This window comes from Halomonas halophila (genome assembly GCF_030406665.1).
In the GTDB taxonomy this organism is placed as follows: domain Bacteria; phylum Pseudomonadota; class Gammaproteobacteria; order Pseudomonadales; family Halomonadaceae; genus Halomonas; species Halomonas halophila.
In genome coordinates this window covers 1,270,803-1,290,988 of the sequence record NZ_CP129121.1, presented here as the reverse complement: position 1 = coordinate 1,290,988, position 20,186 = coordinate 1,270,803, and the positions used below count along the sequence as shown (strand labels likewise).

At 67.6% G+C, this 20,186-nt stretch carries 27 protein-coding genes and 2 tRNA genes; 20 read left to right on the top strand and 9 right to left on the bottom strand.

Annotation, left to right across the window (positions count from 1 at the left end; translation table 11 throughout):
- Positions 1-48: 48 nt before the first annotated feature.
- The 3 genes from QWG60_RS05955 to gltX form a co-directional block, all read right to left on the bottom strand.
- Positions 49-124, bottom strand: a tRNA-Glu gene (locus tag QWG60_RS05955).
- 22 nt (positions 125-146) lie between these two features.
- Positions 147-222, bottom strand: a tRNA-Ala gene (locus tag QWG60_RS05950).
- Between the two features lie 195 nt (positions 223-417).
- Positions 418-1,896 (bottom strand): glutamate--tRNA ligase, encoded by a 1,479-nt coding sequence (gltX, locus tag QWG60_RS05945; protein ID WP_046080026.1) that lies wholly within the window; start codon positions 1,894-1,896, stop codon positions 418-420.
- A 192-nt stretch (positions 1,897-2,088) separates the two neighbouring features.
- Here gltX and QWG60_RS05940 point away from each other — a divergent pair, with 192 nt between their 5' ends.
- The gene (locus QWG60_RS05940) at positions 2,089-2,829 is read left to right on the top strand and encodes an SDR family NAD(P)-dependent oxidoreductase (protein ID WP_146910368.1); all 741 of its coding nucleotides are present in this window, start codon (positions 2,089-2,091) and stop codon (positions 2,827-2,829) included.
- A gap of 107 nt (positions 2,830-2,936) precedes the next feature.
- The gene (locus QWG60_RS05935) at positions 2,937-3,524 is read left to right on the top strand and encodes a helix-turn-helix domain-containing protein (protein ID WP_146910370.1); all 588 of its coding nucleotides are present in this window, start codon (positions 2,937-2,939) and stop codon (positions 3,522-3,524) included.
- A 9-nt stretch (positions 3,525-3,533) separates the two neighbouring features.
- On the opposite strand, the gene QWG60_RS05930 is transcribed toward QWG60_RS05935, so the two are convergent.
- From QWG60_RS05930 to QWG60_RS05920, 3 genes are read right to left on the bottom strand one after another with little or no spacing between them, the layout of a single operon-like run.
- Complete coding sequence (locus QWG60_RS05930; RefSeq protein WP_181454235.1) at positions 3,534-4,151, bottom strand: hypothetical protein; 618 nt, start codon at positions 4,149-4,151, stop codon at positions 3,534-3,536.
- 37 nt (positions 4,152-4,188) lie between these two features.
- On the bottom strand, positions 4,189-4,509 hold the full coding sequence (locus tag QWG60_RS05925) for a TraR/DksA family transcriptional regulator (RefSeq protein ID WP_146910372.1): 321 nt from the start codon (positions 4,507-4,509) through the stop codon (positions 4,189-4,191).
- Between the two features lie 28 nt (positions 4,510-4,537).
- Positions 4,538-4,777 carry a hypothetical protein gene (locus QWG60_RS05920; protein WP_146910375.1) on the bottom strand — a complete coding sequence of 80 codons (240 nt, stop codon included), beginning with the start codon at positions 4,775-4,777 and terminating at the stop codon, positions 4,538-4,540.
- A gap of 339 nt (positions 4,778-5,116) precedes the next feature.
- Between QWG60_RS05920 and QWG60_RS05915 the strand changes: the two genes are divergently transcribed.
- On the top strand, positions 5,117-5,335 hold the full coding sequence (locus QWG60_RS05915; protein WP_146909936.1) for a hypothetical protein: 219 nt from the start codon (positions 5,117-5,119) through the stop codon (positions 5,333-5,335).
- A 392-nt stretch (positions 5,336-5,727) separates the two neighbouring features.
- On the opposite strand, the gene QWG60_RS05910 is transcribed toward QWG60_RS05915, so the two are convergent.
- Positions 5,728-6,819, bottom strand: coding sequence for a phage portal protein (locus QWG60_RS05910; RefSeq protein ID WP_046080005.1), 1,092 nt, complete (start codon positions 6,817-6,819; stop codon positions 5,728-5,730).
- Positions 6,816-8,591, bottom strand: coding sequence for a terminase large subunit domain-containing protein (locus QWG60_RS05905; protein WP_146909933.1), 1,776 nt, complete (start codon positions 8,589-8,591; stop codon positions 6,816-6,818). The genes QWG60_RS05910 and QWG60_RS05905 overlap by 4 nt, the downstream gene beginning before the upstream one ends.
- Before the next feature lie 141 nt (positions 8,592-8,732).
- On the opposite strand from QWG60_RS05905, the gene QWG60_RS05900 reads away from it, so the two are divergent.
- From QWG60_RS05900 to QWG60_RS05820, 17 genes are all read left to right on the top strand, one after another.
- The gene (locus QWG60_RS05900) at positions 8,733-9,551 is read left to right on the top strand and encodes a GPO family capsid scaffolding protein (RefSeq protein WP_146909931.1); all 819 of its coding nucleotides are present in this window, start codon (positions 8,733-8,735) and stop codon (positions 9,549-9,551) included.
- Positions 9,552-9,565: 14 nt separating this feature from the next.
- Positions 9,566-10,588 carry a phage major capsid protein, P2 family gene (locus QWG60_RS05895; RefSeq protein ID WP_146909929.1) on the top strand — a complete coding sequence of 341 codons (1,023 nt, stop codon included), beginning with the start codon at positions 9,566-9,568 and terminating at the stop codon, positions 10,586-10,588.
- A gap of 10 nt (positions 10,589-10,598) precedes the next feature.
- Complete coding sequence (gene gpM, locus QWG60_RS05890; protein WP_146909927.1) at positions 10,599-11,333, top strand: phage terminase small subunit; 735 nt, start codon at positions 10,599-10,601, stop codon at positions 11,331-11,333.
- A gap of 119 nt (positions 11,334-11,452) precedes the next feature.
- On the top strand, positions 11,453-11,923 hold the full coding sequence (locus tag QWG60_RS05885; protein WP_146909925.1) for a head completion/stabilization protein: 471 nt from the start codon (positions 11,453-11,455) through the stop codon (positions 11,921-11,923).
- Position 11,924: 1 nt separating this feature from the next.
- Positions 11,925-12,137 carry a tail protein X gene (locus QWG60_RS05880; RefSeq protein WP_146909923.1) on the top strand — a complete coding sequence of 71 codons (213 nt, stop codon included), beginning with the start codon at positions 11,925-11,927 and terminating at the stop codon, positions 12,135-12,137.
- Between the two features lie 8 nt (positions 12,138-12,145).
- Complete coding sequence (locus tag QWG60_RS05875) at positions 12,146-12,457, top strand: hypothetical protein (RefSeq protein WP_146909920.1); 312 nt, start codon at positions 12,146-12,148, stop codon at positions 12,455-12,457.
- Complete coding sequence (locus tag QWG60_RS05870; protein ID WP_146909918.1) at positions 12,454-13,281, top strand: N-acetylmuramidase domain-containing protein; 828 nt, start codon at positions 12,454-12,456, stop codon at positions 13,279-13,281. The genes QWG60_RS05875 and QWG60_RS05870 overlap by 4 nt, the downstream gene beginning before the upstream one ends.
- On the top strand, positions 13,278-13,751 hold the full coding sequence (locus tag QWG60_RS05865) for a hypothetical protein (protein ID WP_146909916.1): 474 nt from the start codon (positions 13,278-13,280) through the stop codon (positions 13,749-13,751). The genes QWG60_RS05870 and QWG60_RS05865 overlap by 4 nt, the downstream gene beginning before the upstream one ends.
- Positions 13,748-14,185 (top strand): 3TM-type holin, encoded by a 438-nt coding sequence (locus QWG60_RS05860; RefSeq protein WP_146909914.1) that lies wholly within the window; start codon positions 13,748-13,750, stop codon positions 14,183-14,185. The genes QWG60_RS05865 and QWG60_RS05860 overlap by 4 nt, the downstream gene beginning before the upstream one ends.
- On the top strand, positions 14,182-14,664 hold the full coding sequence (locus QWG60_RS05855; RefSeq protein ID WP_146909912.1) for a phage tail protein: 483 nt from the start codon (positions 14,182-14,184) through the stop codon (positions 14,662-14,664). Before QWG60_RS05860 ends, QWG60_RS05855 begins: the two co-directional genes overlap by 4 nt.
- Positions 14,664-15,119 carry a phage virion morphogenesis protein gene (locus QWG60_RS05850; protein WP_146909910.1) on the top strand — a complete coding sequence of 152 codons (456 nt, stop codon included), beginning with the start codon at positions 14,664-14,666 and terminating at the stop codon, positions 15,117-15,119. Before QWG60_RS05855 ends, QWG60_RS05850 begins: the two co-directional genes overlap by 1 nt.
- A 75-nt stretch (positions 15,120-15,194) precedes the next feature.
- Positions 15,195-15,764 (top strand): phage baseplate assembly protein V, encoded by a 570-nt coding sequence (locus tag QWG60_RS05845; RefSeq protein WP_222593874.1) that lies wholly within the window; start codon positions 15,195-15,197, stop codon positions 15,762-15,764.
- The gene (locus QWG60_RS05840) at positions 15,761-16,099 is read left to right on the top strand and encodes a GPW/gp25 family protein (protein WP_146909908.1); all 339 of its coding nucleotides are present in this window, start codon (positions 15,761-15,763) and stop codon (positions 16,097-16,099) included. The genes QWG60_RS05845 and QWG60_RS05840 overlap by 4 nt, the downstream gene beginning before the upstream one ends.
- The gene (locus QWG60_RS05835; protein WP_146909906.1) at positions 16,096-17,007 is read left to right on the top strand and encodes a baseplate J/gp47 family protein; all 912 of its coding nucleotides are present in this window, start codon (positions 16,096-16,098) and stop codon (positions 17,005-17,007) included. The genes QWG60_RS05840 and QWG60_RS05835 overlap by 4 nt, the downstream gene beginning before the upstream one ends.
- Entirely contained in the window at positions 17,000-17,626 is a 627-nt protein-coding gene (locus tag QWG60_RS05830) for a phage tail protein I (protein WP_146909903.1), read from the top strand. The genes QWG60_RS05835 and QWG60_RS05830 overlap by 8 nt, the downstream gene beginning before the upstream one ends.
- Before the next feature lie 18 nt (positions 17,627-17,644).
- The gene (locus tag QWG60_RS05825; protein WP_146909901.1) at positions 17,645-18,838 is read left to right on the top strand and encodes a phage tail-collar fiber domain-containing protein; all 1,194 of its coding nucleotides are present in this window, start codon (positions 17,645-17,647) and stop codon (positions 18,836-18,838) included.
- Positions 18,839-18,848: 10 nt separating this feature from the next.
- A complete protein-coding gene (locus QWG60_RS05820; RefSeq protein WP_146909899.1) occupies positions 18,849-19,517 on the top strand; it encodes a DUF4376 domain-containing protein in 669 nt (222 codons plus the stop codon).
- 38 nt (positions 19,518-19,555) lie between these two features.
- On the opposite strand, the gene QWG60_RS05815 is transcribed toward QWG60_RS05820, so the two are convergent.
- Entirely contained in the window at positions 19,556-20,137 is a 582-nt protein-coding gene (locus QWG60_RS05815) for a hypothetical protein (protein WP_146909897.1), read from the bottom strand.
- Between the last annotated feature and the right edge of the window lie 49 nt (positions 20,138-20,186).

The window sequence follows — 20,186 nt, the reverse complement described above, 5'->3', positions numbered from 1 at the left end:
GGAGACAAAAAAAGACGCTCATGGCGTCCGGGGAGATAGAGATTGGAGTGGCGTCCCATAGGGGGTTCGAACCCCTGTTACCGCCGTGAAAGGGCGGTGTCCTGGACCACTAGACGAATGGGACGCATCATCTTCGATGACGTGATTGGTGGAGCCTAGCGGGATCGAACCGCTGACCTCAACACTGCCAGTGTTGCGCTCTCCCAGCTGAGCTAAGGCCCCACATGTCGTGAAGACGAGGCGCATAGTACTGATTCCCTTCGCCTTCGTCAACCCCTCGCGCTTCGCACGAGAGCTTTAAGCTGTAAGCCTGAAGCTGGAAGACGGGCACGGCCTACGCCGGTGTTGCTGCCCGGCCTCGGCAACCCCGCCTCGGCCTTGGCCTGGCGGGGTTTCTTCAAGCTTACAGCTTATGGCTTACAGCTCCCGATACTCCTTCTCGAAGCGCTTGACCTGCTTCTTCGAGACGCCACCCAGCACCGCGATGGCGTGGCGCAGGCGCGCCCGGGTCATGTCGGAGCCGAGAATCGCCATGGCGTCCATCACGGAGGTACTGGCGACGGAGCCGGTGATGGCGATGAACACCGGCGCCAGGAAGTCCTTCATCTTGAGCTCGAAGTGCGCGGCCAGCGCCTTGACCTCGGCCAGCAGGGCCTCCTTGTGCCAGGCGGGCACGGTCTCGAGGCGCCAGGTCAGGAACTGCAGCAGCTTGACCAGATCCTCGCGCCCCAGCTTGACCGCATCGAAGTCGCCCTCCTCGATCGCCGGCACGCCGGAGAAGAAGTGGCCGGCCAGCGGCATCACGTCGGACAGCGTCTCCACCCGCGGCCGCACCTGCGGCAGGATCTGGCGCACGTACTCCTCGTTGAAGGCCCAGTCGCGCAGCGCCTTGAGGAAGGCATCGTCGTCCAGGTCCTCGCGGATGTAGAGGCCGTTCAGCCAGCTCAGCTTCTGCAGGTCGAACACCGGCCCGCCCAGCGAGACCCGCTGCACGTCGAAGTGGCTCATCATCTCGTCGAGGGTGAACTTCTCGCGCTCGTCCGGCATCGACCAGCCCATGCGGCCGAGATAGTTGGTCACCGCCTGGGGCAGGAAGCCCATGCGACGGTAGTAGTTGATCGAGGTCGGGTTCTTGCGCTTGGAGAGCTTCGACTTGTCCGGATTGCGCAGCAGTGGCATGTGGCACAGCGTCGGCATCGGCCAGCCGAAGTATTCGTACAGCAGCTGATGCTTGGGCGCGGAGTTGATCCACTCCTCGCCACGCAGCACGTGGGTGATGCCCATCAGGTGGTCATCGACCACGTTGGCCAGGTGATAGGTCGGCATGCCGTCGGACTTGAGCAGGATCTGGGCGTCCACCTGGGCCCAGTCGACCTCGATGGTGCCGCGCAGCATGTCATCGACCACGCAGGTGCCGCTGGCCGGCACGTGCATGCGCACCACATGAGGCCAGCCCTCGCGCTCGCGGCGGGCGATCTCTTCCTCGGGCAGCGCCAGATCGGCCGGCTTCAGCGCCAGATGCAGGCCGGCGGCCTTGCGCGTCTCGCGCAGCTCGTCGAGCTCCTCGCTGGTGCGGTAGCACTTGAAGGCATGACCGGACTCGATCAGCTTGCGCGCATGCTCGGCGTAGATGTCGCCGCGCTCACTCTGCCGATAGGGGCCGTGCGGGCCGCCCACATCGGGGCCCTCGTCCCACTCCAGACCGAGCCAGCGCAGGGAATCGAGGATCATCTGCTCCGACTCAGCGGTCGAGCGCACCCGGTCGGTATCCTCGATGCGCAGGATGAACTCGCCGCCGTGCTGACGGGCGAAGCACAGGTTGAACAGGGCGATGTAGGCGGTTCCCACATGGGGATCGCCGGTGGGAGACGGCGCGATACGGGTACGTACGGTCATGTCGTCCTTGGTCCGGTCGGGAGAATGGAATCCTGGTCGCCTTGCCGGCCCGGTCATGAAACGCCACGCCGCCGCAAGGCCCCAGAGGAATGGCGGGCATTATACGCGCCTCGCGTGGCGCCGGCAGCCGCACCGTGGAATCATTGGCGATGCCCATGGTCCATCACTGAACCCCACGGAACGAGGAGCACCATGCTTCCCCAGCTACCCGACGACTACCAGGCCCTGGTCACCGGCGCCTCCGGCGGCATCGGCGCGGCCCTGGTCGACGCCCTGCTGGACGACCCGCGCCTGGCCCGCCTGCACGTCGTCAGCCGGCAAGCGGTCAGCCGCGACGATCCGAGGCTGACCGCTCACGTCCTGGACCTGACCACCCCGGACGGCCTGGCCGCGCTGACCGACGCCCTCGACGGCCAGCCGCTGCACCTGGTGCTCAACGCGCTGGGCATGCTGCATGACGACGCCGACGGCATCGCGCCGGAGAAGAAACTCGACGACCTCGACGCCGACGCCCTGAGCCGGCTGTTCCACGTCAACGCCGCCACCCCGGCCCTGCTGCTCAAGGCCCTGGCCCCCTCGCTCAAGGGGCGTCACACCGTGCTGATCGGCAGCCTCTCGGCCCGGGTCGGCTCCATCGAGGACAACCGGCTGGGCGGCTGGTATGCCTATCGTGCCAGCAAGGCCGCCCATAACATGCTGATGAAGACCGCCGCGGTAGAGCTGCGTCGCCTCAATCCCAATGCCTGCCTCACCTGCCTGCACCCCGGCACCACCGACACCGACCTGTCGACCCCCTTCCAGAGCCGCGTACCCGAAGGCAAGCTATTCACACCAGCCTTCGTGGCAGACCATCTGATCACGGTACTGAGCAGGCGCTCACCGGCAGACTCCGGCGGTTTCCGTGATTGGGATGACCAACCCATCGCATGGTGACGTTCGGGCGGGACGGCGGTCATAACGTTGATGCTCGCTATTGCACAGTCTCGAGCAATCGCAGACCATGCCCCATCTCGTAGACGACCTCAGACAGGACGACGTTCATGGAAACACTCGGCCCACGGATCAAACAGCTCCGCCTGGAGGCCAACCTCAACAAGGCCGCCCTGGCCCGCCGAGTCGGCGTCTCTGACGTCACCATCTCCTATTGGGAATCCGGGGCCATCAAGCAGATCGGGCACGAGCGGCTGGTCGCGCTGGCCGGCGCCCTCGGCTGCCCGCTCTCCGCGCTGCTCGACAACGACACCAGCCGGCCAGCACCGCTGTTTCTGCGCGCCGATGGCCCTCCCCCCTGGGAGGGCACCGAGGCCAAGGGCATCGAGCTGCCCATCGAACTCACCCCCGGCCAGCGCTGGGACGGCGACTGCCATCTGGTGACACCGGCCCCCGGCGAGGCGCTCGACTACCTGAACGCGGGCGACCTGGCCGCCATCGCGCCCAGCGAGATATTCCGCCAGCCGGGCCTCTACCTGATCGAGGAAGCCGGCCGACTGGCGCTGCGCCGGGTCCAGCAGGACGCCAAGGGCGAGCTGACCTTCCAGCGCCAGGACGACGCCACCCCGACCCCCTACACGCCCGACTGCCGACTGCTGGGCAAGGTCGTCGCCCTGTGGCGGCTCGAGACACCTTGAGCCGGGGCGCTACTCCACTTCGATGACCTTCACCTGGTCGGTGGTATGCCGCGGCTCGCTGCCGACCAGGAAGCGCTGACTGGCGCTGATCACCTGCCCCAGCCCGTGACGCGAGGCCTGCACCAGCGGACCGCGAAGATGCTGGCCGTCCTCGCCCAGCCGTGCCCGCACCGCAGGCGGCTGCACCGAGGCGGCCGGCATGTTGACGGTGATGCGATAGCCGCCATCCGGCAGCCCGCTGCCCGGCCCGAACGGCCCGGCGGCAAAGCCGCCACCGGCCTCGACCGCGGTCCGCGCCTGCCAGCGCACGCCGCTAAGCTCGCGCTCGACCAGCACCTGCAGCCGCGTGCTCCGGGGCAGGTTGGTGGTGCCCTCGACCAGCAGCCGTCGGTCGCTGCGCAGCCGCGCATCGATGCCGACGCTCACCTCGTCCGTGAACGGCTCGACCTCGGGCGCCGCCTCGTCTGCCGCCGCCTCGACCTCGGTGTCAGTGTCGGGCTGCGCCACGCCACCCAGCCGCTCATCGGCCGGCGGCTTGTCGTCCTCACCGCCACCACAGCCGGCCATGCCCAGTGCCAACCCCAGCACCAGGCTCGCCACCCAGGCGCCTCGCTGCCATGCCGTCATGCCCGTCCTCCCTGTGCGGAAATGTCCGACTCACGCATCAGCGGCCCTGACACGTCCGACACAGGGTCGCATGGGGCACCGCCGCCAGGCGACCCGCATCGATCGCCTCGCCGCAGTTTTCGCAGATCTCGCCCCGCCCTTCACGAATCCTGGCCAGGGCGTGACGGACCTGGGACAGCTCGTCATCGGCCTCCGCCTCCAGCGATGCCACCACCTCGTCGTCCCGCGTTTCCAGAGACTGATCCTCCATGTCCTTGTCCAACGGCCCGGCTCTACGCTCCCGGTGCTGCCGGTAGCTGGCCAGACGCGCCTGCAGCTCGTCTCTCAGCCGCTCCAGCTCAATCTTGCGATCGCTCATCGTCTCCCCCTCCTTCACCCGCCCCCGGCTAGTCGATCCCCAGGACGCGATATCCGCTCGGCGTCAGCTCGAGCCGGCTCGGCCGGCCCTCGTCATCCCGCTGGATCACGAGATGCCCTGCCTCCTCCAGGGCCGCGATATCGGCCAGGTCCCGAGACTCATGAGAATTCTCACCGGCGTGACCGAACGGAGCCGCCAGTACGCCACCGTGCTGCAATACCCGAGCCAACAGCTCACGCCGGGACTCGTCGAGATCATGACTCCCCATTCACGCCTCCCTCAGTAGCCGTTTCACACATCCACCTCATCGAGTATGGACGACATCGTCGCCGAGTCCTTTCACGCTGGCCTACAGCACTCGCACCCCGCGCCATGACTGGTAGAATACGCGCTTCTCGAACGACCCCGTGATGCCGATGACCGATCTTGACCGCACCTTCTCCGTGGCCCCGATGATGGATTGGAACGCAGGCTGACAACCGCGGGCGTGAACAACACTAAGTACCAGAATTGTCACAGCACTTTTCTTCTTGTCCCACCCAAACCAGTCTTTCACTGCTAGCTTGATAACCCATCAATGCATTAGCTAGCAGCGAGGGATATTCAGATGCAGCCCTACTTAAACCTTGGCGGAGATTCTGGCGTCCGCTTCTTCGAGATCATGGCTGACCGGATCCGCGTGCAGTTCTCTACCGGGGCTATGTACACCTACTCATATGCCAGCTGTGGCCAGCACCATGTCGAGCAGATGAAAACGCTGGCTCAGAATGGGCATGGGCTGAATTCCTACATCATGCGTTTTGTACGCACGGGATATGAGCGGTAACCCGCGGTTGGAATAAAACTGCATAGATCCGCATAAGCCTGAGCCCCTCTCATACCTCACCGAACCCGCACAACGGCGCGGCCTGGCGCCTTGGTGCATGAGTGCATAAAAACCGGCACGTTTAGCGCGCAGGCGGGGCGGGGTGTCGATGGCGCGCGGCGGTGGGCCGCTGGGGTGGAGGGGCGGCTGGGTGGCCGCCTGTGGCGCGATCGACGGTCGAGCCGGTCGCGCATCGCCTGAGATCCAGCGGCCGGCAGAAGGCCGCACAGCGCAACAGACGCACTACGAGGCACAAATGCGTCTCAACCGAGGTTGGCCGCACGGGCGCACGAAAAGGCCGCCCGGGTGGGCGGCCTGATGGTGATGCTTGGCGGCGGCTGGCGAGTCGGCGGCTATCGGCGCGTCGGGTCGAGGCCGGTCCCCTCGCCGTCGCTCAGCGAGTAGGGATCGAACTGCACGATCTCCTCGCCGGCCCACTCGTTGATCTCGCGCATGGTGGCCTGGAGGGGCTCGAGTTCGTTCGCCACGAACACCCGGGCGGCCTTCTCGACGTCGCCGAAGCCGCCGGTGTTCTGGGGGATGATGCCCATCATCTGGGGCGGGATGCGGTGACCGGCGAGCTGGTCGTCGCGGGTGATGTTCTTGATGTTCCAGAAGTCGTCCTTCGCCGCCACCTCGCTCACCGGGATGATCTGCACCCCGTCCTTCTTGCCGTTGGGCGAGTACATGAACAGGTTCTTGAAGTTGCCCACTCCCTTCGACTCCCGGAGCGCCTGGCGCATGGCGTCGATGTCCTTCTGATCCTGGGCCGGATCGCTGACGTACATGATGAACCCGGCATGGCTGCCGTTGAGGTAGTAGCGCCGGCGGAACAGCGTGGCGTTCTCGTTCAGCCACGCCGACTGCAGGCTGCCGATGTAGTCCGGCACCCCGTAGATGCCCTGGTCGATGTCCGGCTCGAGCAGGTGCACCACCCTGCCCCGCGGCAGCTCGGTGCGCTCCAGGTAGTTGGGCGCCCACCAGTAGCGATCCCCCAGCCCGCGGCGCATGTACTTGGCGGCCAGGTGGCGGAACGGCAGCCGCTTGCCCAGCCGCCCGCGCACCTCCTCGAGGTAACCGTTGCCGAACACCAGGTAATCCAGGGCCAGCGCCGAGAACGCCCGGCGGCCCAGCAGCGGGTGCGGCTTGAAGGTGCGCAGCAGGATGTTGCGCTTCACCTGGAGCGCCGAGCCGTGGTGGGCCGTGGCCCGGTAGCTCTTGGCCAGGATCTCCAGCGGCACCGGCGGCTCGAACCACTCATCCCCCGAGAGGTAGATCCCCTCGTAGAAGGCGTCGCGCATGCTGGTAACCGGCTCCGGGTCGCCGAAACTGAACGCCTGGGCCTGTGGCGGCGTTGACGCGACCGGCGATTCGGTTGACGGACTGCCGCCATCGCTTGTCGAGTAGGCCGGAACGCGGACGCGAGGTTTCTCGGTGGCGGTCATTCGTACATCTCCATGAGGGACTGGCCGGCCCCCTCGGCGGGGCCGTCGATCGGTTCGTGACTGAGGGCGTGCATGGCGGCCCAGGCCAGATCGGCGTGGCCGGTCGCCTGGCTGCGCCCGCTGGTGTAGGTGTACTGGCGGCCGGAGGCGGTGAGCTCGCGCTTGATGGCCATGAACGACTGCGCCATGTCGCTCCAGCCGGCATCGAACTCGAGGCGGCTCTTGCGCATGATCTGCTGGGCCTGCATGACCAGCCGGCCCTTCACCGCCGGGTCATAGCGGAAGCGGGTCAGCGTCGGGAACCACTTCTCGACGTGCTCGGCCACCGCCTCGCCCAGGCCGCTGACGTCGATGCCGATGTGCTCGATGCGGTACTTGTCCTGGAACGAGCGGATGAACGCCGCCTGGGCCGCATAGTCCTCGCCCTTGAGGCGGTGGCGTTCCAGGATGCGGTGCTTCTCGTCAGCGGTGCGCGCCGGCAGCACCACCACCAGCCCCGCGCCGTCGCCGTCTTCGCCGGTGCCGGTCGGGTCGTAGCCGATCCACACCCCGCGGTCGCCCACCGGGCGCGGCGCGTAGGGCCGGTAGTCGTCCCAGATCTCCCAGGCGTCGATCATGCACGGGTGCACCAGGCTGAGCGGAAACGCCGACTGGCTGTCGTCGACGAACTGGCACATCAGCAGGTTGGCGTACTCGTCGGGGCTGTATTCCAGCTTGAGCTGCTCGAGGTCGAACAGATCGCAGCCCCCGGCGATCGCATCCTCGACGGTGACGATCTGCCGCCAGTGGCCGTCCGGGCACAGCGCCCCGCCGGCCAGCGCCGCGTGGCTGACGTCGAACTCCTGCCGCTCGGCCTTCTTGCGCCGCTTGTTGAACAGCTCGCCGCTCCAGAACGGATAGGCCTCGTGGCCCAGGCTCGAGGGCGTCGAGAAGTAGGTCTGGCGCCACTTCTTGTGCATCGCCATGCCCGACGTGACCTTGCGGAACTCCTGGAAGCGGTGAATCCAGAAGTACTCGTCCAGGTAGACGTCGCCGTGATAGCCCTGGGCCGTCTTGGCGTTGGTGCCCAGGAAGTGCAGCTCGGCACCGTTGTCGAGCACGATCGGATCGCCCTTGAGGTCGACGTCGCAGGTCTCTTTGACGAACTGCACGATGTAGTTGCGGAAGATGTGGGCCTGAGCCTTCGAGGCCGAGAGGAAGATCTTGTTACGCCCCGTCTCGAAGGCATCGACGATCGCCTCGCGGGCGAAGAAGAAGGTCGCGCCGATCTGGCGGCTCTTGAGGATATTGCGGATGCGGTGCTTCTGGCCGGCCTCGTACCAGTCGAGCTGGTACTGGAAGCAGGTCTCCAGGAACGCCGCCTTCAGCTGCTCGACCTGTTCCTCGTCCAGGGCGTTGCGCCGGGGCTTCTTCTTCTCGCCGGCGTTGCGCCGCTCGATGGCCGGATTGAGATCTCCCTCCTTGCCCGTCTCCTGGTACCGATGCACCCGGGCCAGCCGCTCGATCTGGCGGCCCAGCAGGTCGATCTCCTTGTAGTCCTTCCCCTCTTTGCGGTCTTTGCCGATTAGCTGCACCAGGCGCGCCTCGAGCGCGCCCTCGACGCGCTGGGTGGGCGTGGCCTCCTCCCAGCCGTCGCGTTCCTTCCAGCTGTGAACGGTCGGCGCCTTGAGGTCGAGGAACTCGGCGATGCGCGCCACTCGCCAGCCCTGCCAGTAGAGATGGCGGGCCGTCAGGCGCGGGGATTCGAGGGTGTCGGGGGCTGATGTCGTCATGCGGCCAGCCTACCCGCGCGCCCGAAGGGGCGAAGGAGCGGCCATTTGTGGGAGGCGCACGGCACAACCGCCGGTGATTGAGGCAATCACGCGGGGCGCGGAACCTGACGCCATCGTCAGACACCCGAGCCGAGGACCCCCATGGCCAAGTTCCGCGTCGCCACCGAAGGCGCCACCACCGACGGCCGCGAGATCAAGCGCGAATGGATCGAGCAGATGGCCGCCAACTACGATCCCGCCAAGTACGGCGCCCGCGTGTGGATGGAGCACATGCGCGGCGTGTTCCACGACGGCCCCTTCGCCGCCCTGGGCGACGTCACCGCCGTGGAGGCCCAGGAGGTCGAGGACGGCAAGCTGGCCCTGTTCGCCGACATCGACCCCACCGACCGGCTCAAGGAGATGAACCAGCAGCGCCAGAAGGTCTACACCTCCATCGAGGTGAACCCGGCGTTCTCCGACACCGGCGAGGCCTACCTCGAGGGCCTGGCAGTCACCGATTCCCCAGCCAGCCTGGGCACCGAAATGCTCAAGTTCTCGCGCTCCGCCGGCGACAACTCCCCGCTGGCCGCCCGCAAGCAACACCCCGACAACCTCTTCACCGAGGCGGTCGAGATCGAGCTGGATTTCACCGAGACGCCCCCGGCCGACAACGGCCCGAGCCTGATGGAGCGCGTCACGGCGTTGTTCAAGAAGCACGACGCCAAGACCGCCAAGGGCTTCGCCGCCTTCAGCAAGGACCTCGAGCAGACCCTCGAGCTGTTCGTGCAGAAGCACGCCGACCTTGTCACCGAGCTCGAGAAGCGCCCATCGGCCGAGTCTTTCAACGAGCTGAAGTCCGCCCACGAGGCGACCAAGACCAAGCTCGACGAGCTCTACGCCCAGCTCGACCGCACTCCCGACACCCCTGACCGCACGCCCGCCCTGGGTGGTAACGGCGGCGCCGAACTGACCGACTGCTGAGGACACCCGCACCCATGCGCAACGATACCCGCCAAGCCTTCAACAACTTCGCCGAGCGCGTCGCCCAGCTGTCGGGCGTGCCCAGCGCCGGCGAGTCCTTCGCCGTCGACCCCAGCGTCCAGCAGACGCTGGAGACCAAGATGCAGGAGACCAGCGCCTTCCTGGCCAGCATCAACATCATCGGCGTCGACGAGCTCAAGGGCGAGAAACTCGGCCTCGGCCTGTCCGGCCCGATCGCCGGGCGCACCGACACCACCGCCAACGACCGCACCCCGCGCGACCTGAGCACCCTGGACGCCAACGGCTACGAGTGCCGCTCCACCGAGTTCGACACCTACCTGCCGTGGAGCAAGTTGGACGCCTGGGCCAAGTTCCGCGACTTCCAGGCCCGCGTGCGCAACATGATCATCCACCAGCAGGCGCTGGACCGGATCATGATCGGCTTCAACGGCACCAGTGCCGCCGTCGAGACCGACCGTGTCGCCAACCCGCTGCTCGAGGACGTCAACGTCGGCTGGCTGCAGCAGTACCGCGACAACGCGCCGGCCCGCGTGATGACCGGCGGCGGCACCGCCGGCGAGGTGCGCGTCGGCCCCGGCGGCGACTACGCCAATCTCGATGCCCTGGTGTACGACGTGGTCAACGAGATGATCGACCCCTGGCATCGCGAGTCCACCGCCCTGCGCGCGATCACCGGCCGCGAGCTGCTGGCCGACAAGTACTTCCCGCTGCTGCAGGAGCACGCCGGCACGCCCACCGAGGCCCAGGTGCTGGACATGATGATCAGCCAGAAGCGCATGGGCGGCCAGCAGGCGGCCCGGGTGCCCTACATGCCCGGCGGCAGCCTGCTGATCACCCCGCCGGAGAACCTCTCCATCTACTGGCAGCGCGGCAGCCGCCGCCGCTACCTCAAGGACGAACCCAAGCGCAAGCGCGTCGAGAACTACGAGTCTTCCAACGACGCCTACGTGGTCGAGGACTTCGGTGCCGGCTGCCTGGTGGAAAACATCGTCTTCGGCGACTGGACCGGCGCCTAAGGAGGCCTGAATGCACAGCCCAGCCCGCAAGCACTACCAGCGCGTCACCGCCGCGAAAGCGGCGGGGACCGCCGAGCCCGGCCGCCCCCAGACCGGCGAGCAGTACGAACTGCACGCCGCCGCGCTGTGGGAGGCCCGGCGCACCCTCAAGGGCATCAAGAGCACCGAGCAGAAGATCGCCAAGAAGCGCGAGCTGCTGCCGGAGTTCGAGAGCTACGTCGCCGGCGTGCTCGAGGCCGGGTCCGGCGCCCAGGACGACGTCGTGATGACCGTCATGATCTGGCGGCTCGACGTCGGCGACCTCGCCGGCGCGCTGGCGATCGCCGAGTACGCCCTGCGCCACGGCCTGGACGCCCCCGATAGATTCGAGCGCGACACCGCCTCGATCCTCGCCGAGCAGCTCGCCGAGGAGGCCATCAAGCAGCTCGAGGCCCCGGTCCAGGACACCGACGACGCCCGCACCGCCGCCGCCAACCAGGCCGCCGAGCTGGCCATGCACCTCAGCCGCGCCGAGGCGCTGACCCGCGACGCCGACATGCACGACCCGGTGCGCGCGAAGCTGCACAAGGCCCTCGGCTACGCCCAGCGCGCCCGCGGCGGCCACGCTGCCGAGGCGCTCGAGCACCTGCGCCGCGCCCTGGAGCTGAACGACCGCGTCGGGGTGAAGAAGGACATCGAGAAGCTCGAGCGCGAGCTCAAGCAACAGAACGCCGGCACTCAGGGCTCGCCCCAGAACGGAGCCTGACGCCGCCACCGAGTCGCACGCCGACGCCAAGGGGGCACCGGGGGAGAGCGGACTGCGGTCCCATCTCGTCGATCCCGGTCCACCCCCTTCCTATTCCGACCTGAGCGAGAGCCGCCGCCATGTCCCTGATCGCCGCCGGTACCGGCACCGCCCCCGACGATCCGCCCAGCCTCGACAACAACGGTTTCTGGCCGGCCATCGAGCCGGCGGACTTCCGCGAGGCCACCCGGTTGGACGGCACCGTCACCGTGCCGCGCCTGGTGCAGGCGCTGCAGGTGGCCATGGCCGACGTCAATCGCCAGCTCGCCGACTGGCAGCTCGCCCGCCAGGACGACGGCGCCGCCACCCTGGACGCCGTGGCGCCGCCGGTCTGGGCCCTGCCCGACCACTACGCCCTGCTCTACCGCCGCGCCGTCTACGCCACCGCCCACGCCAGCCTGCTCGAGCGCTATCGCGACGTTTCTGCCACCCAGGACGGCGACGAGCGCGGCGAGGCCAAGGACGAGGCGGCCGACGACCTCCGCCGCGACGCCCGCTGGGCCGTGGCCGAGATCGAAGGCCGCGACCACACCACCGTGGAGCTGATCTGAGATGCCTGATGTGCGCGCCCACCAGGGCGAGACCCTCGACGCGCTCTGCCAGCGGGTGCTCGGCCGCACTGCCGGCGTCACCGAGCAGGCCCTGGCGCTCAACCCGGGCCTGGCCGACGTCGGCCCGGTGCTGCCCCACGGCACCCTCGTCACCCTGCCCGACGAACAGGCCGCCGAGCCGGCCATCGCCGACACCATCCAGCTCTGGAGCTAGAGGACCTCATGGCCCAATCCGACACCGCCTCGAACAGCCGATCGATCTTCGAGCGGCATCTGCAAACCGGCATCCAGCTGCTGCTGGTCGCCCTGCTCGGCTGGGCCGGCCTCAAGCTCGTCACCCTGGGCGAGAACACCGCCGTGCTGCGCGAACGGCTGACCTACCAGAGCGAACAGCTCGCCAGCCTGCGCCGCGAGCTGCGCAACTGGAGCGACCTCTACTACCGCAAGGGCGACGCCGAGCGAGAGCTGGGCGACATCAAGTCCGACATCGCGAGCCTCGAGGCCCGCGTCACCGAACTGGAGAGCGGCTCATGATTCTGCGACACGGCGACACCGGCTACCGCGTCGAGGCCCTGCAACGCGCCCTGGTCAGCGCCGGCCACGCCCTCGAGATGGACGGCTGGTTCGGCGACGAAACCGAGGCCGCGGTCCGTGCCATCCAGCGCGCGCACGGACTGGTCATCGACGGCCTGGCCGGCCCCAAGACCCGCGCGGCCCTCGGCGGCCGACCCGATCCCCGTCGGCTGCGCCAGATCGACCTGGTGCATGCCGCCGAGCGGCTCGGCGTCGAGCTGGCCGCGGTGATGGCGGTCAACGAGGTCGAGAGCCGCGGCAGCGGGCTGCATTTCGGCGGTCCGCGCGGCGGGCAGCCGGTCATTCTGTTCGAGCGCCACATCATGCGCCGCCGGCTGATCCACTATGGCGTCGCCCCCATGCCCTACCAGCAGCGACGGCCGGATCTCGTCAACGACAAGGCCGGCGGCTACATCGGCGGCCCACGCGAGCATGATCGCCTCGAGGCCGCCGCCGCCCTGGACGACAGCACCGCCACCGGCGACGGCGCGATCGAGGCGGCCAGCTGGGGCCTCTTCCAGATCATGGGCATGCACTGGCAGCGGCTGGGCTACGCCTCGGCCGCCGCCTGGCGTGAGGCCATGGCCGCCACCGAGGGCCGCCAGCTCGAGGCCTTCACCCGCTTCATCGAGGCCGACCATAGCCTGCTCACCGCCCTGCGCCGCCACGACTGGCGTGAGTTCGCCCGCCGCTACAACGGCCCCGCGTTCGAGAAGAACGACTACGACACCAAGCTCGCCGCCGCCTACCGGCGCCACGCCCAGCAACTGGAGGTCGCCGCATGACACCAACGTTTCTGGAGGTCTCCGGCCGTCAGGTGGGAAAGACCCACGACCTCGAGCAGGCCGCCATCGGGCACATCAAGCGAGGTGGAGTTGCAATCATCGTGGCCGGAGAGGGGCTGACTGATCGCATCCGCCGGCGCGTGCCGGACGCCATGGTCATCGAATACGGCACACACACCGACCAGGCACTGCTCGAGCAAGTCTCGGCGATGGAGCAGGTTCGCTGGTTCTTCGATGAGTTCGACTGGTACCAAGCTGTCCCGGTTGTCCCTGGCGGCTATTACTGCACCACAGCCCGCTTCATCAGGAGCGAGAACGCTGATCCCAATGGCGACACCTTGCTGACCCTGGCCAATGAGCTGCGAGCGCCTACGTGCCAGCGTTCTTGCCCTCTCGAGGTGGAAAAATTCTACCCCCCGGCAGAGCGAGATCTCTTATTGCGCGGAAAATACCAGGAGGTCGCCACATGAAGCTGATCACGAGCATCCTCGGTACCGTCGCCGGCCCGGTGATGGAGATCATCGATCAGGCCGTCACCGACAAGGACCAGGCCAACCGACTCAAGGCCGAGCTGCGCCACCGGCTGATCGACCAGCAGGACGCCGGCCTCCAGGCACGCATGAAGGTCATTCTCGCCGAGGCCACCGGCGAGAGCTGGCTCCAGCGCAACTGGCGCCCGCTGCTGATGACCGTGATCGTGGCCATCGTCGCCAACAACTACCTGCTCGCGCCCTACCTCGGCGCCATGTTCGGTGTCGGCCTGCAGCTCGCACTGCCCGAACAGCTCTGGGACCTGATGACGCTCGGCGTCGGCGGCTACATCGCTGGGCGCTCCGGCGAGAAGATCGCCGGCACCCTGCGCGGCCGCCGCGGCCGCCTGATGGACGAGATCGACGCCCAATGAACAAGCTCGCCAGCCTCCGCGCCCACCTGCTCGATGCCGTGCCGGAACTGAAGCGCGGCCCCGAGCGGCTGCTGACGTTCGTCCAGGACGGCAGCATCCGCTTCCAGCGCGGCCAGCACCTCAGCCACGAGTACCGCTTCGAGGCCCAGCTGGTGGTCACCGACTACGCCGGCGACGTCGACACCCTGATGATCCCAATGCTGCAGTGGCTGTCGCGCTACGAACCCGACCTCGATCCCGACGACGGCGTGCGCTTCGAGGCCGAGCTGCTCAGCAACCAGGCGTATGATCTGGCCATCACCTTGCGGCTCAGCGAGCGCGTGGTCGCCCTGGTCGACTGCGAGGCCGGCACCATCACCAGCGAGCACCGACAGCCCGCCTACCCTATCGAGACCTGCCCGGCCACCCACTGGGAGCTGCTCACCAAGGCCCCGGGCAACGACGACTACCAGCCGACCAGCGAGTGGGACTCTCCCTGATGGACGATGACCTACAGGCCCTCGAGGACTGGGTCACGCCCATGCTGGCCCAGCTCGACCGCAAGGCCCGCCGCACCCTGACCCGCAAGGTCGCCCAGGACCTGCGCCGTTCCCAGCGCGAGCGCATCAAGGCCCAGCAGAACCCCGACGGCACGCCCTACGCCCCGCGCAAGCCGCAGCACCGCGCCCAGCAGGGGGCCATCCGCCGGCGCGCGATGTTCACCAAGATCCGCACCGCCAAGTATCTCAAGGCCCGCAGCACCACCGACGGCGCCGAGATCGGCTTCGTCGGCCGCGTCGCCCACATCGCCCGGGTGCACCAGGAGGGCCTGCGCGCCCGCGTCGATCAAGACGGCCCGCGGGTAAGCTACACCGAGCGCCGCCTGCTCGGCATCAGCGACGCCGACCGCCAGCTGATCCAGGACTCGGTGCTCCGCCACCTCACCGCCGACTGACGCCGTTTTTGTGCCCCCGTCCTCTCACAATCCCCACCGCTAGAGCCCCGGCCCTCGCCGCGCAACCATCGCGGCATGAGCCAACACCCCCTGCAAAGCGCCGCCGAGCTGCTGCGCCTGATCCATAACCTGATCCGCCTCGGCACTATCGCCGAAGTAGACCACAACGCCGCGCGTGTCCGCGTGAAGTCCGGCGAGCTGCTGACCGCCTGGCGGCCGTGGATAGAGTGCCGGGCCGGCACCACCCGCGACTGGAATCCGCCCACCGTCGGCGAGCAGGCGGTGCTGTTCTCCCCCGGCGGCGATCCCGCCGGCGCCGTGGTGCTGGTCGGGCTGTTCTCCGACGCCCACCCCGCCCCGGCGGACCTGCCCGAGCTCTGCCGCCGCCTGTTCCCGGACGGCGGCCTGTTCGAGTACGACCACCAGGCCAGCGTGCTGCGCATCAAGCTGCCCGGCTCCATCGAGATCGAGGCGCCGGGCGGCACATCCTGGAAGGGCAACATCGACCACCGGGGCGACATGGCCCGCGCCGGTAGCTATGCCCAGGACGGCGGCTCGCTGACCCACAACGGCAAGAACGTCGGCCACGACCATCCGCACAGCGGCGTCGTACCCGGCAGCGGCCAGAGCGGAGGCCCGGTATGACCGGCATGAACGCCACCACCGGCCGCGCCCTGGAGCGCCTCGAGCACATCCGCCAGAGCGTGCGCGACATCCTCACCACGCCGATCGGCACCCGCGTCATGCGCCGCGAGTACGGCAGCCTGCTGCCCGAGCTGATCGACCGGCCGCTCTCCGACGCCCTGATGCTCCAGGTCTACGCCGCCACCGTGATGGCGCTGCTGCGCTGGGAGCCGCGCCTGCGCGTCACCGCCGTGCACCGCACCGTCAGCACCACCCAGCCCGGCCGCGCCACGATCGAGATCCAGGGCCAGACCACTGACGGCCAGGCCATCCGCGTTGAGGCCCCCATCGCATGAGCGGCACCATCGACCTTTCCCAGCTCCCCGCCCCCGACGTCGTCGAGGATCTCGACTTCGAGACCGTGCTCGCCGAGCGCAAGGCCGCTCTGCTCGCCCTGGTCGGCGAGAGCCGACGCGCCGAGGTCGAAGCCACCCTCGAGCTCGAGAGCGAGCCGCTGACCATCCTGCTCGAGGAGAACGCCTATCGGGAGCTGGTCTGGCGGCAGCGGGTCAACGAGGCTGCCCGCGCGGTGATGATCGCCCACGCCGATGACGAGGATCTCGACCACCTGGTCGCCAACTTCGAGGTCGAGCGGCTGGAGATCGACCCGGGCGACCCCGACGCCACGCCGCCGGTGCCGCCCACCTTTGAAACCAACACCGACCTGCGCCTGCGCGCCCAGCGGGCGTTCGAGGGGCTCAGCGTCGCCGGCCCGCGCGCCGCCTACGAGTTCCACGCCCTCAGCGCCGACGGCCGCGTGTCCGACGCCACGGCTATCAGCCCGGCGCCGGCCGAGGCCCTGGTCACGCTGCTCAGCACCGAGGGCAACGGTGCCGCCAGCGCCGAGTTGATCGACATCGTCGACGCCGCGCTCTCCGCCGAAACCGTGCGCCCGGTGGGCGACCGCCTCACCGTGCAGTCAGCCGAGATCATCGACTACAGCGTCGATGCCACCCTCTACGTCTACCCAGGTCCCGAGCAGGAGCCGATCCTCGCCGCGGCCCAGGCCGCGCTGACGGCCTACGTCACCGCCCAGCGCCGCATCGGCCGCGACATTCGCATCTCGGCCATCCACGCCGCCCTGCATGTCGAAGGCGTGCAGCGCGTCGAGCTCGCCGCCCCGGCCGCCGACGTCGTGCTGGACGACACCCAGGCCGCCCACTGCACCGGCACCACCGTGACGATCGGAGGCAGCGATGCCTGATAGCCGCACGCCGCTGCTGCCGCCCAACGCCTCGCCCCTGGAGCGCGCCGCCGCCGAGGCCCTGGCCGAGATCCAGCGCGTGCCCGTACCGCTGCGCGACCTCTGGCGCCCGGCCACCTGCCCGGCCCACCTGCTGCCCTATCTCGCCTGGGCGTTCTCGGTGGACCGTTGGGACCCGACCTGGTCCGAGGCCGCCAAGCGCGACGTCATCGCCTCGGCGTTCTACGTCCACCAGCGCAAGGGCACGATCAGCGCGCTTCGCCGGGTGGTCGAGCCGCTGGGCTACCTACTTGAGGTCGTGGAGTGGTGGGAGACCGAGCCGACCGGCACGCCCGGCACCTTCGCGCTCAGGATCGGCGTGCTGGATACCGGCATCACCGAGGCCATGTACACCGAGCTCGAGCGGCTGATCGACGACGCCAAGCCCGTCAGCCGCCACGTCACCGGCCTGGATCTCGCCGGCGAGAGCCGCGGCACCGCCTACCTCGCCGCCGCCACCTACGACGGCGACGTCACCGCCGTACTGCCCTTCGTCGCCGAGGAAACCGAGGTCGTCGGAGCCTTCTACGTGGGCGCCGCCACCGACAGCACCGACACCGCCACCGTCTACCCGCTCTGAACGCGAGAGGAGCCCCGCATGCCCCAGTTCTACACGCTGCTCACCGACACCGGTCAGGCCAAGCTGGCCAACGCCGTGGCCCTGGGCGGCACCATCGAGATCACCGAGTTGGCCGTCGGCGACGGCAACGGCAGCCTGCCCGCTCCGGACAGCAGCGCCGAGGCCCTGATCAACGAGGTGCGCCGGGCGCCGATCAACGCCAGCCAGACCGACCCCGACAACCCCTCCTGGATCGTGGTCGAGCAGGTGCTCCCGCCGGACGTCGGCGGCTGGACCATCCGCGAGATCGGCATCTATGACGTCGACGGCGACCTGATCGGCATCGGCAACTACCCCGAGACATACAAGCCGGTGCTGGCCGAAGGCTCCAGCCGCACCCAGACCGTGCGCTTCGTCCTTGAGGTCAGCGACACCAGCGCCGTCACCCTCAAGGTCGACCCCGCGGTGGTGCTGGCGACGCGGGAATATTCCGATGCTAGCGACGAGGCACTGAAGGCCACGATTGAGCAGGCTATCGCCGCCGCCAGCTACCAGTTCGCCAACTACGACGCCGAGCGGATCTACACCACCGGCGAGGTAGTACGCGGCAACGACGGTGTCTTCTACGAGTTTTACGACCGTGACCAAGTGGGCACCGTCCAGGGCGTCGCCCCCACCAATGCCGGGAATCGGCCGCATATCTGGATGATGTGGGATGGAACGCGCCCGGGCGCAACTATCGAATGGCGCGCGGAGACCCTGCCCGAGGGCTACGTCGAGAACGACGGCGCCGAGCTCAGCCGCGCAGACTACCGGCGCGTGTTCGCCGCATTGGGCACGTTATTCGGGGCGGGAGACGGCAGCACGACCTTCCTTCTGCCGGATGACCGCGGTGAGTTCAAGCGGGGCTGGGATCATGGTCGAGGTATCGATGCAGGTCGGCAAGCAGGAAGTCAGCAGCTCGATTCTTTGCAAGATCATGCTCATGGTCTGCCGACCTCTACTGGGGACGGTGGTGGTTCAACAGAATCAGGCATCCAAGCAGTATTTCAAGACGCTGAATTCCCAAGTGGCGCTATTCGCCCACCCGAATACGGCGACAATCCCACCATTGCCGCTTCTACTACGCTGCGCACTTATAGAGTGAGCACGATGAACGCCAACTGGTCAGCCAGATTCTCAGGTGAAACCCGTCCCCGCAACAACGCCGTCATCTATCTGACCAAGATCTAAGGAGGCCGCCGTGCGCATCTACGACATCAATCCCACCAACGGCACCGTGATCGATCCCGCCGGCCGCGAGGCCCCCATCGATCCCATGCGCCGTGAGCCGCGCATCCCGGCCGGTGCGACCGGCGTCGAGCCGCCGGCTAACGGCGCGAACGAGGCAGCCCGGTGGGCCGGCGAGGCCTGGGAAGTCGTGGCCGACTGGCGTGGCCACGTCTACTGGCTAACCGACGGAAGCCGTCACGAGATCAGCGAACTCGGCATCGAACCGCCGGCCGATGCCCTGGACCAGGCGCCTCCCGAGCCCCTCGAGGACCTCGCCGAGCGCAAGCGCGCCGCGATCGCCACCGCCCTCGCCGATGCCCTCGCCGCCGGCATGCCCTACACCATGCCCGATGGCAGCGAGGACACGGTGCAGATGCTGGCCGAGGACCGCCAGAACCTGCTCGGCCTGGCGATAGAGGCCCGCAATCTCAAGGCCGCCGGCGTGTCGGATCCCGTCCAGGAGTTCCGCGGCCTCTCGAACACCCGCTACCCGATGACACCCGACCAGGTCATCGCCCTCACCGACGCGGCCCTGGGCCACTACAAGGTGCTCAAGGCGCGCAGCTGGGACCGCAAGGACGCCATCGACGCCGCCTTGGCCGCCGAGGATCGGGAAGGGATCGAAGCGGTGGTGTGGTGAGAGATTCGCAGGCAGGAAAAAGCCCGCCGATTGGCGGGCTACTGGTGGTGCCGTGCCCAATAGGACACATAACTAAAAAGCGTATCGGCCAGGCTAGTTAGTCTGAAGCCATAAATTGTAGACTCTGCCAATGGCCCGGTATCTGGCGGAAGCACCAACCCTGTCCTAAGCAAACCATATAAAACACCAGCGGCCTCTGCTGGCTTTAGATGCAGCTTATTCTCTACATCTGTAAGGAAATTCTGATACCTATCTCGGGTCGCCAAGTCGTTCCCTTGATGCGCTCGCATCAAAAGAAGAAGATTTAGCTCAGTCTCCGTGATATTGGATACAGCGGCCAAAGCCATTTGCACCAAATCAGGCTGATGTTCAGCATCACCCGCCCTTATACCACCGATCATTGCGTCAGAGATAAAGTCGATCACCTCTTTTTCGGAACAGGCCTCAAAAGCTCGACCCACCCGCATATATAGCGCGAAGCGCTGATCGCTATTACACAGCTCTTGCTCAGTCATCCCATGGGCTTCTGCTTTCTCGATCAGGCGATCAAACTTCCAAGCCATGAAGCAACGATATGCCAGCTTCCCCCCGGCAGGAATCAAGTCCACTCCACTAGACATTTTCAACTACCTCTTTAGCCCAATGAGAAAATCAAGCCACAGCCTACCC